A 10,355-nucleotide genomic window follows, 5' to 3' on the forward strand; every position below is an offset into this window, starting at 1 on the left:
GAATAAAATGCAATAGTATTTGAGTTTCCTGTTCCGATATATTTCACTGTTTGATAAGCCTTATCGTTATCAAGGCTTTTAATTAAAAAATTCTTCATGCCGGTTATATTTTCTTTTATTCCTAAGCGATCTAATGCGGTGAGTTCACTTCTGTTTTTCAGTCCTAGATAACGTGCGGCGATCTCTTCACCCTCTGGCAATTGCAGCCTGTTACTTGCTCTGTCCAGCGCAATTCTCAAATCCTTAAGTGAATCGGCAATCAACGCCGCCTTGACGGCATCGCTTTTTTGGATAGCAGTAATGCCACGTTGTTCAATCTTATAATCTGCCCAGGTTGACGGCTTATTGCTGTCCAAAACTTTTACATCATGAAGCTCGTCGGTGTCTATTTTTATCGATTTATGAAGATCGCCCTCGGCAATTTCCGCTTTTTGAACGGGAAGTTCAGCTTCATTAAGATGCTCACCAATACCTGCCGCACCAAATAGCGCATTGATCCCACCCTCGACAATATCTGACACTCCCTCGTTTCGCTGCTGCTGAGTATCACCATTGATGGTTTGATCGATTCCTAGCCCAATCTGCACCACACCAATACCTAATAAAGCCAGGCTGCCGGGGCCAGGGAGAAGCATTGAGGCAACGCCAGCCATATTAGCCGCAGGCCGGAGATTCATGATGAGTTGCTGCTTGAATACTTCACCATTGGTGGTAGTCAGTGTCTTTGCATCACTTCGGGTACGTTCCATTGCCCTGATTGATATCCAGGTAAAAGGATCGCCATAAACCAGCCTAGGATTGTAATTGATATATTTCGTATCTCGTGAGCCATCGCCCAACTCTTTCAATAGCGTATCCACCCCTGAGTATTGCCGTCCATCCTGACGATCGTATAAAGAAAAATGATTTGCCAGCGCTGTACGACTCTGCGGATTTTTTGCTTGTTTGACTACCCACTGATTAAGCTCTTGTCTATTATCAAACTCTATAAAGCTTCTCTCTTCCGTGGGCTGATACAACACAATAATACTGTTAATACTTTTATTAAAAAAATCACTTTGCGGATAGTGTATAAGGAGAATATCACTGGACTCATAACCATTAATATCAAAAGCCAGCACTTCAAAATTTAATTCAATAAACGATTTTTTTAAATCATACAAAGTTATTTTATTGAGGTTTAATTTATGGCCTAACACGGCAGAAACCACTAAGTGTAAGGCCTGATCGCTTAATTTATCTACGTGTTTAGCGAGCAGCGAGATAAATATTCCCTTATTCATAATTCGAAATTTCGAAAAGTTTTTTCTCCAAAATAGATCGAGATGTTCGATATACACTCGACTGAAATCACTGTTTTTGACAATTTCACAAAACTGTACAGGGAGAAGGCGAACTTCATTTTCCTTACCAAATACGGTACCCCATGAACCTTCAGTATAAATACCCGAATTACCACTGAGAGCATCATCATTCAGTCGGTCTTCGGTACCAAAATTCGCCAGCAGTTGCTCCGTTAGGGTTTTAGTGTCTTGAGGATGGCCAGTGTGTTCAAAGCCGGTAAAGCTAACCGCTGATGAGGTGGCAAAATTGAATCGGTTAAACCAAACTTTATTGGGGTCTAAATCCAGGCCATATTTATCTTTAATTCTAAGCTTTAAGAAGAGTGATGCAGAATGATATATCTCGGGATACTCCGCTTTAATGGTGCTTATTATTTCCTCGTATTTATCTCTATCGACTTTATGAACCGACGCCCTAACGCCAATATGTCTGCCTCCATCAACGCTCTGTTCAGGATTTTTTAAAGGAAACTCACTCAATGAGTTAGTGTTAGGCCTATTTTCTACGCGGGCCTCAGCACAACGCCAGGGAAGTATTTCGATCATGATACTATTAATGAAACTGTCTGCGCTGATTAAGGCTTCTCGCCCTAAATTATAGGCTGAACTCAGTGGGTTGGTCAGTATGCTGGGTATAGCCTCGAGAGGCGATGGCGCTTTTACAGGGCCGGTACGTGTTAAATTATTTTGAGTAAATAATTGCGCTCCTGCCTAAACCCATAAGGAGCAAGATGAAGGTGTGAGCTCCAAGTATGGCTGTTTCGCCAGAAGTCCCTGCCCGGCCTTGATCTTTTCTTTATCCGAACATGCCATCAGCGTTACGTTAATCAAGTCGCGCTTGTAGTCCATTGCAAGTAAATTTCTTAAAGTCGTTCGACCCTTTCTGTTTAATACAGACTTTTTATAACCCCCTTGAAAACGCCTGTGCGCGGTTCTAAAATCATTAGAATGAAGAAATTCAGAGCTGTTATGAATACGCTCCATCAAGAAGTTTCGGTCCGTTTGTGCACTGACACCTAGCTGATTAAATTTGGTTAAATTATTTGAAATAACATGGGGTATATTTTCCAGCATGGTATGTTCTCTTGTAGTTAATGGAATAGCAGTAATAAAAATAAGTGACTCTCATTATTCCAATTAATTATATCCATCAAAAAAAAAGATCATACCTCTACCACTCACTTATTACTTTCAGATTTTTTTACGGAAACCTCACCGATGGAACATATTAATTATCAATAATTAAAGATGCATGAGGTTTACAGGGCGATCATTTTATTAAAATTTTTAAATGCAATTTCGCCTAGCCGGTTAAATAAGGGTTTAATTAACTATCCGTACTAAGGTTTCAAACGTTCCTCAAGGAAATCTAAAAAGGCCTTATTAACTTCACTCCGCTGTCGATGCTGAGGATAAACCGCACTCAACGTGAGTGGCTCAGGATAAAAATCGCTTAGCACCTCGACCAACGCCCCCCCCTTTATTGCCGACTCAACGATAAATTCGGGTAACAGCACCAAACCCAAGCCGGCGACAGCGGCATCTCTTAATACTTCACCGTTATTACTGACCATCGGGCCGTGAACATCCAGCAGTTTTCGTTTCCCTTCCCGCAGCAGTTCCCACCCATTTTGTCCTTCACGACCATAGCGCAAGCAGTCGTGCAGCAGCAGGTCTTCCGGAATTTTAGGCGTTCCAGCACGCAGGAGATAATCGGGACTGGCACATATCACGCGCTTAAGCGCACTAAGGCGGCGGGCAATCAGCGTAGAGTCAGCGAGAGAACCAATGCGGATAGCAATATCAAAGCCTTCACCTATCATGTCAACGTATCGGTCCCCGAGTTCAATCTGAAACTGTACGGCAGGGTGTTGACGTAAAAATTCGGCAATAAGCGGAGAGAGGTAGCTCACACCAAATGACATAGGAATGCTGATACGAAATGAGCCCTGCAATTCCTGGCGCCTTTCTGAAACTGCCAACTCGGCTTCCTGAATATCATCAAGAATTTTCTGTGCATGCTGTGAAAATACCAGACCCGACTCAGTTACCGACAGCTTGCGCGTATTGCGAATGAGCAATCTTACGCCGAGAGAGGCTTCAAGCGAGGCCATTCTTCTACTGACGTACTGCTTCGACAGCAGTAGCTGTTCCGCCGCGGCCGTAAAGTTGCCCGCCTTTATTACCACCAAAAAAATGCGAAGGTCTTCTATCTGCATATTCATCCACTCCGTTAGAGACTGCGTTGTCCGTATTCTACAGCACTATTGTCAACTAAAAGGTGACAGTGATTGTCATTACAGCCATCTGTTGCACAAATCAGTTTACGTTTATTCTCTTTACATCGGAAGGGCAAACGTTCTTCCCCCTAAAACTCAGGAGCACATCATGATCGAGCAAAGACTGTCTGAACAACGCGGATTGGGCGACCACGGTTGGCTAAAATCTCACCATACGTTTTCTTTTGCGAGCTACTATGACCCGAAACAAGTGGGTTTCTCCGATCTGCTGGTGATTAACGACGATAGAGTCGCGGCATCACGTGGTTTTGGCGCACATCCACACAGCAATATGGAAATTATCTCCTATGTGTTGGAAGGCGAATTGGCACATAAAGACTCAATGGGAACGGGTTCGGTGATTGTCCCGGGTGATGTGCAACTGATGAGTGCGGGTTCCGGCGTGACGCACAGCGAGTTTAACAACTCAAAAACTGACGGCGTTCATTTCCTGCAAATCTGGATTGTGCCCGCAGAAAACGGCACAAAACCAGGGTATCAGCAGGTATCGGTAGTGGATGCTGAAAAGCGCGGCAAACTGCGCCTGATTGTTTCGCCAACCGGTGACGATAACGCGCTGCGCGTTCGCCAAGACATGAAAATTTATGCAGGTCTTTTCGACGGCGACGAGCAGCAAACTATCAGTCTGGACGACGAGCGCTTTGCGTACATCCACGTCGCACGCGGCAGTGTAAAAGTTAACGGCCTGCCTTTTAAAGCCGGTGACGGCGCACGCGTACGTAATGAAGCCGCACTGACTTTCAGCGATGGCGATAAAGCCGAAGTGCTGCTTTTTGACTTGCGTCCGGTTGAGGTTAACCATCCAGCGCGTTAATTGCGTAAAAGATGTGTTGTTAAAGAAGAAAGTAAATCAGGCTGGGAACTTTGTTCTCGGCCTTTTTATTTATACGTGAAAACCCCAATTTATTTTCTAAAATCAAGTTCTCTTGCCGTCGTTTTCTCACTCTAATACTTTTTAATATTAATGAAATAAAGCCTATTTATTACACGCTGGTTTTTCGTTATGTAAAGTCAATAGGAATATTTTATAACTTAACTTACCCATATTAACCCACTGTATTATCTGATATAAATATTATTTCTCAGATTTAATAGCAAAAGTTAATATAAACAGACTCAACACGAAAATACACACCGACAGTACGCTTTGTTGTCCATGTGGTTCTAATTTGATAGGTTATATTTAGCTAAGAATCACGGCTAGTTTATAGATGCAGGATGTATTCATGAACATAAAATATATTATTTTCCTATTTACCCTCTCGTTTAATGTTGAAGCCGCATCAAGCATTAAAGAATCCCTTGTAGAGCAAGGAAAATATTATGCAGGGGGTGTTTTTGGTAAACATGATTATAGCACCAATGCTAATATCACTTTAAAAAGCTTCTCTATAATGAATACCGAAGTAACCTATGCATTTTATCAACACATATATCAATGGGCAAAAATTCATCAATATGTGTTTAACGAAGGATGCAATGGTGCATCTGATGAGGATTGTCTCTTGCCTGGAGAAGGGGGAAATCAGCATCCCGTCACCAATGTGGATTGGCTAGACACTGTTGTGTTCTCTAATGCCCTCAGCGAGTATTCAGGATTAAAACCCGTCTATTATTTGGAGAATAATGAGCCAATCCATATCAATAGTACGGATGCTGTAATACATATAAACCCGTTGGCGAACGGATATCGTTTACCGACCTTAAATGAATGGCAGGTTGCGGCGAGAGGTGGTAAGCAGGCCTTGAGTGCCGGAAGTTACGGCGCGCCTTTTGCCGGGAGTTATAATAATAAGGACGTCGCCTGGTTTCCTGAATATACATCTAAGCATTTCGGCACCAATAAAGTTGGAAGCCTGAAACCTAATGCGCTCGGCCTATATGATATGAGTGGCAACGTTTCAGAATGGGTTTATACCAGCGAAGATGTTATGGGAGTAAAAATGTATTACTTCTGCGGCGGTAGCTACCTCTTTAAAACATCCAATCTTGCAAGCTGTGACACCCACAGTGCTGGCTTCTCTATGCCGGATATAGGGTTTCGACTGGTCAGGAGTGTTTTTGATGAAAAAACGTAGCCTTGGCCTACTCCTTTTATTGAGTATAAACTTCAGTGTTCATGCGATAACCACGACAAAAATGAAGCTACATGATGGCCCGAACGCATTAAATATCACGGCTCATGGTGTTAAAGGAATTTTCTTTGTTAGTACTTTTGATAATAATACCTCACACACGAGCAAAACGTTAACCCTGTTTATCATAAATAAACAGAATCGGCATTACATCGTGCCCGTCCCGAATAACTCTGGATTTACCTGGTATGACGAAGTTCTTTCCGCTGCATCAATAAAAACCTCAGGCTATGAGCTTCATAAACTGGGAAAAGTACTTTATATGATAACTGCGCAAAAAATCCTTGCAGGAAAAGACAATGGCGATATGTTTGATCAACTCCCAGTAAAATTCGTTCAATATAAGCTAATGGAGAACCATGAAGATCCAGGTGTGCCAAATTTTTATTGGGATTACGTGAAAAGTTATAAAACGTCGGATAAGTATTTAAACATTGATGAGGCGTTTGAACAATTAAATCTTAAGGCTGAAAAATGAAACCCCTGTATTTAACTCTCTTACTGCTTATGCCTTTTATCTCTCACTCAGCCAATAACAGCATGTATATAAAAAAAATTCAAGAATCCTTAGATAAACAACCTCCCCTATGCCTGGGCACAACCGTTTGGCCAGTGCACATTGCCACTCAAGATATCTCTTATGGCTATATTAATGCTAAAATGGAAGCCCTTACCGATGCGGAATTAACGCATTCTAAAATAATTGGCAAGCAGAAAACTTGGCAACTCACGTCATTAGGACTCAAGGAATTTAATAAGTACGGCGATCTCTGTTATGGAAAAAGGGTGGTTGAACATATTGAGCGCATTTATCAAAATAAAAAGTCGGGTAGTGTCATTTTTGATTACTCGATAAGCTCATTACCTTCATGGGCCAGACATCCATCTGTGCGGTTTGCCTATACTGATGTAGACAATCTGATTTCAGGTATCAAGACGGCAAGATACCAAGCTAATTTTAAAAATATCCCCGCTGGAAAAATTGAAATCGTCGGTGAACCCTATCAGCTCGACCTTCTTTATTAACCTGTTGAGTCTTCAGCACTGTCTGCAAAAAAATCAGCCTGAGGACACTGTGCCTGGGCTGATTTTTTTCTAAGTTTCTTCATGAGAATAGGTGGAAGATGCTAACTAGATCTCTGACCACTCTCGCAACAGGTTGTGGTAAAGGTTTAGCAGCGACAATACTTCTTCACTTTCGCCATGTCGCGCTTTTAGCTTCTGAATATTACCGTCGAGCTCAAACAGCATGCTGCGTTTTTTGTCGTCGCGGATCATCGATTGCACCCACATAAACGATGCCACACGGGTGCCTTGCGTCACCGGCGTGACACAGTGCAGGCTGCTGGAAGGGTAAAGAATCAAATCACCGGCCGGTAGTTTGACAGAATGCTGACCATAAGTGTCATTAACAACAAGTTCGCCGCCCTCATAGCTTTCCGGTTCGCATAAAAAAAGCGTGGCGGAGAGGTCGGTTCGCATCCAACCGGACTCGCCGTTGTTACGCACCGCCCCGTCAACGTGAAAACCATAAGTTTCATTTTGCTGATAGCGGTTGAACAACGGAGAAGAGATATTTTTTGGCAGTGCCGCCGCGAAGAACAGTGGGCTATTTTGCAATGCTTTCAACACTGTCGCCTGCAAAAGTGCATAAATTTCACTGCGGGTATCAATCTGCTGGTTGTTTTTTACCTGTGCGCCCTGAGCGCCGACGGTCGCACGTCCGTCAATCCACGGGGCCTTATCCAATTCTCTATTAAAAGCAGCCACTTCGTCCGAATTTAATACTGCTGGAACGCGGTACATCATATTGGGGGTCTCATATGAAATCGTGGGGCTAAAAGCCCCACGTTATCTATTTTAAATCTGGCATTAGAAATGCACGTTCGCCGTCAGCAGGAACGTTCTTTCTTCACCCGGATGGTAGCGATATCCGCTCTTGTTGATCGACGCAACGTAGTCTTTATTGAATATATTATAAACATTCAGCTGCAGGTCAACGTTGCGGCTAATTCTATAACCGGCCTTCGCATCTGCCACCCAGTAACCCTCGGTAGAGGTCGGTGTACCTACCGCACCGTCCGTACCTCGGCTCAGGCCACCTACATAGCGCGCTCCGCCGCCCACGGACCAGTCATCGTTAATTTGATACTGGTTCCATAACGTGAAGGCGTGTTTTGGCGTGTAGGCCAGAGATGAAGAACCGTCGGAAGAGACGATAGCCCCCTGACGCACTGAGGCATGCTGTTGGGTATAACCGGCCATGATCTGCCAGGCCGAGTTAATGTTACCGGTTGCGGTAAGCTCATAACCCTGCACACGTTTGGTACCGTATTGAGAATAGGTGCCATCGTCGTTGGCCTCTACATCGTTTTCGATATCGGTACGGAACAACGCGGCGGCGAGCAGCAGGCGCTTATCCATAACTTCCCACTTGGTGCCAATTTCGGAGGTTTTAGCCTTTTGCGGTTTGAAGTCGGTACGGTTAGCGCTGTTGCCTGTGCCGCTGGCGGCCAAAGCAAAGGTATTTCCGCCCGGAGGCTGCTGAGAAATTGCATAGTTGACGTAAACATTACCGTTTTCTGTCAGATGATAAAGCGCACCGAGTTTCCAGTTAACCAGGTTGCCAGATGTGTTGGTGTCGACGGTAGTAACCGGGGTATTTTTGGGTGCTCCGACCGGACAAGCAACGGCGCCACGCCCTGTTGCTCCACAGGCTGTCGCACTGTCGTAGGAGGTGTGATAGTTATCGAGACGAATGCCGCCGTTCAGCTCAAACGACTGAGTAACTTGCAAAGTATCAAATGCATATATACCCACAGTGTCTGTGGTGCCGTTGGCGTTGGCACCGTTGCGATCCAGACCACCGATCGAGATATTGCTGTTTGGATGATAAATATTTACTGACGGCGGCGTCAGCGCATTCACGCCATAGTTGGTTTGCTGCTCGCGGGTGAATTCAACCCCGGCGCTCACATCGTGACCTACCGATCCCGTTTGGAATTTAGAAGTTATATTCGTCTGGTTGGTCAGAATTCTGTTGCTGACATCCTTGAGGTTAGCCAAACGAGACCACTGCCAGCTGCCCACGTTCGCATTTGGCTGAGTGATATTTGTCGCGCCGCCCATCACCGCAGTGAGCAGATAATCCTGCTTGATTTGAGACCAGCGCGTGGTATTACGAATAGTGGTGCTATCGGAGAAGTCGTGTTCAAAACGCATCGTCACGGTATCAGTCGTCGAATCATCATAATCCGAATCGGTACCGTAGAAGTTATGGCTGTTAACTTTGCCCGAAGCGTTCAACGCTGATGTTGCAGCATTAGGCGCGGAGTAACCCGGCAGACCGATGGTCGGAACACCGCCGTCAGGCGTATTATGCTGAGTAACGTGGAGATAATTCAGGAACAGGCGATTCGACGTGCCCAGGCCAAAGGCCAGAGACGGGGCCACGCCGTAGCGTTCATTTTGCACGCTGTCGCGGCTGGCGTCGTGCGTTTTTTCGCCCATCAGGTTTAAACGAAAGGCCGAGTTTTCACCAAACGCCTGATTATAGTCCAGCGTACTGCGGCGGAACCAGGCACTGCCCACGCTGGCGGAAGCATCAATGCCGGTATCCATGCGCGGCTGCTTGCTTATCATATTGATTGAACCGGTGGGAGCGCTGCGTCCGTAGTCGGTGCCGGAAGGGCCTTTGATAACTTCCACTTGTTCAGTGTTGAAAGTATCGCGCGACACACTGCCGATATCGCGAATGCCATCCACATAAATGCTGTTAGAGGTATCTACGCCGCGCATATAAATTGCGTCGCCGGTGGACGAGCTGCCATTTTCGCCAGCATAAAACGCGCCAACGCCCGGCACGTTTTTCAACGCGTCAGTCAGATTATTCACCCCCTGATCGTTAAGAACCTGCTTTGGAATGACGGTAATAGTGCGCGTGGTATCAACAAGCGGACGGGTAAACTTTGGGTCCGCGGACTGCCCTGGAGAATAAAGAGAAGGCACCTGAGCCTCAATAACTAACGTATCATCTTGTTTTTTATTCGTATTCTCAGCAGCCTGTGCGATTACAGGGGAGGAGATACCAATGCATAAACCGGTAAACAACGTTAGCGAGTTAAAGCTGCTAAAAGGCGTAGTGTTATTTTTTTCCATTTTCTTCGTTATAAGTTTTTAGGTAGTGAGCAGGCCCATCATGCAGATAACCCACCGCCCGTAAAAAACCAGGGTAAACAGTGAGTTATTGTATTTCTTCATGATAACTCAAATGATAAGGATAATAATTATCATTTATGTTCTTATTTTTATCACGAAAAACAACCAAAAAAAATACATTTCTTTACGGTTAGCATACATTTCAAACACTTTTTGTCTTAAAGTTCTGAGGATATGCTGAGGAAGTTCTGAGGATTGACGCGAGAGGGTTCTTTACCCTCTGTAGAGGTTAATTTGAGTTGACGCTCTTCAGGGGATAAGTGAAGTCACCTTAATTTGAACAAAACTTTACCCGCTAGGTCAGAATTTTTCTTCGATATATTTAATTGATCGTGATATTTCCTTTCAACTTGATTAAT

General features: G+C 44.5%; 9 protein-coding genes. 4 read left to right on the forward strand and 5 right to left on the reverse strand.

Annotated elements, in window-relative coordinates; all coding sequences use genetic code 11:
- The 3 genes from BS639_RS23775 to BS639_RS23785 all read right to left on the reverse strand — a co-directional run.
- The coding region (locus BS639_RS23775; RefSeq protein WP_324615977.1) for a dermonecrotic toxin domain-containing protein at positions 1-1,889 on the reverse strand (1,889 nt) is incomplete at its 3' end.
- A gap of 165 nt (positions 1,890-2,054) precedes the next feature.
- Positions 2,055-2,417, reverse strand: coding sequence for a hypothetical protein (locus BS639_RS23780; protein WP_084984534.1), 363 nt, complete (start codon positions 2,415-2,417; stop codon positions 2,055-2,057).
- Between the two features lie 266 nt (positions 2,418-2,683).
- The gene (locus BS639_RS23785) at positions 2,684-3,562 is read right to left on the reverse strand and encodes a LysR family transcriptional regulator (RefSeq protein ID WP_084984540.1); all 879 of its coding nucleotides are present in this window, start codon (positions 3,560-3,562) and stop codon (positions 2,684-2,686) included.
- Between the two features lie 169 nt (positions 3,563-3,731).
- Between BS639_RS23785 and BS639_RS23790 the strand changes: the two genes are divergently transcribed.
- The 4 genes from BS639_RS23790 to BS639_RS23805 all read left to right on the forward strand — a co-directional run bounded on the left by BS639_RS23790 (position 3,732) and on the right by BS639_RS23805 (position 6,804).
- Positions 3,732-4,457 carry a pirin family protein gene (locus BS639_RS23790; protein ID WP_084984535.1) on the forward strand — a complete coding sequence of 242 codons (726 nt, stop codon included), beginning with the start codon at positions 3,732-3,734 and terminating at the stop codon, positions 4,455-4,457.
- A gap of 412 nt (positions 4,458-4,869) precedes the next feature.
- Positions 4,870-5,721 carry an SUMF1/EgtB/PvdO family nonheme iron enzyme gene (locus tag BS639_RS23795; RefSeq protein ID WP_233427753.1) on the forward strand — a complete coding sequence of 284 codons (852 nt, stop codon included), beginning with the start codon at positions 4,870-4,872 and terminating at the stop codon, positions 5,719-5,721.
- The gene (locus tag BS639_RS23800) at positions 5,708-6,256 is read left to right on the forward strand and encodes a carbapenem self-resistance protein CarG family protein (protein ID WP_055775866.1); all 549 of its coding nucleotides are present in this window, start codon (positions 5,708-5,710) and stop codon (positions 6,254-6,256) included. Before BS639_RS23795 ends, BS639_RS23800 begins: the two co-directional genes overlap by 14 nt.
- On the forward strand, positions 6,253-6,804 hold the full coding sequence (locus BS639_RS23805; RefSeq protein WP_084984537.1) for a hypothetical protein: 552 nt from the start codon (positions 6,253-6,255) through the stop codon (positions 6,802-6,804). The genes BS639_RS23800 and BS639_RS23805 overlap by 4 nt, the downstream gene beginning before the upstream one ends.
- 105 nt (positions 6,805-6,909) lie before the next feature.
- Here the strand turns inward: BS639_RS23805 and ybiX are convergent, their stop codons facing one another.
- Positions 6,910-7,587 (reverse strand): PKHD-type hydroxylase YbiX, encoded by a 678-nt coding sequence (gene ybiX / locus BS639_RS23810; RefSeq protein ID WP_084984538.1) that lies wholly within the window; start codon positions 7,585-7,587, stop codon positions 6,910-6,912.
- Between the two features lie 63 nt (positions 7,588-7,650).
- Positions 7,651-9,936, reverse strand: a complete 2,286-nt coding sequence (locus BS639_RS23815; protein WP_084984539.1) for a catecholate siderophore receptor Fiu — start codon at positions 9,934-9,936, stop codon at positions 7,651-7,653.
- Between the last annotated feature and the right edge of the window lie 419 nt (positions 9,937-10,355).

Origin of the sequence: Rouxiella silvae, from assembly GCF_002093625.1 — a bacterium.
Lineage (GTDB): Bacteria > Pseudomonadota > Gammaproteobacteria > Enterobacterales > Enterobacteriaceae > Rouxiella > Rouxiella silvae.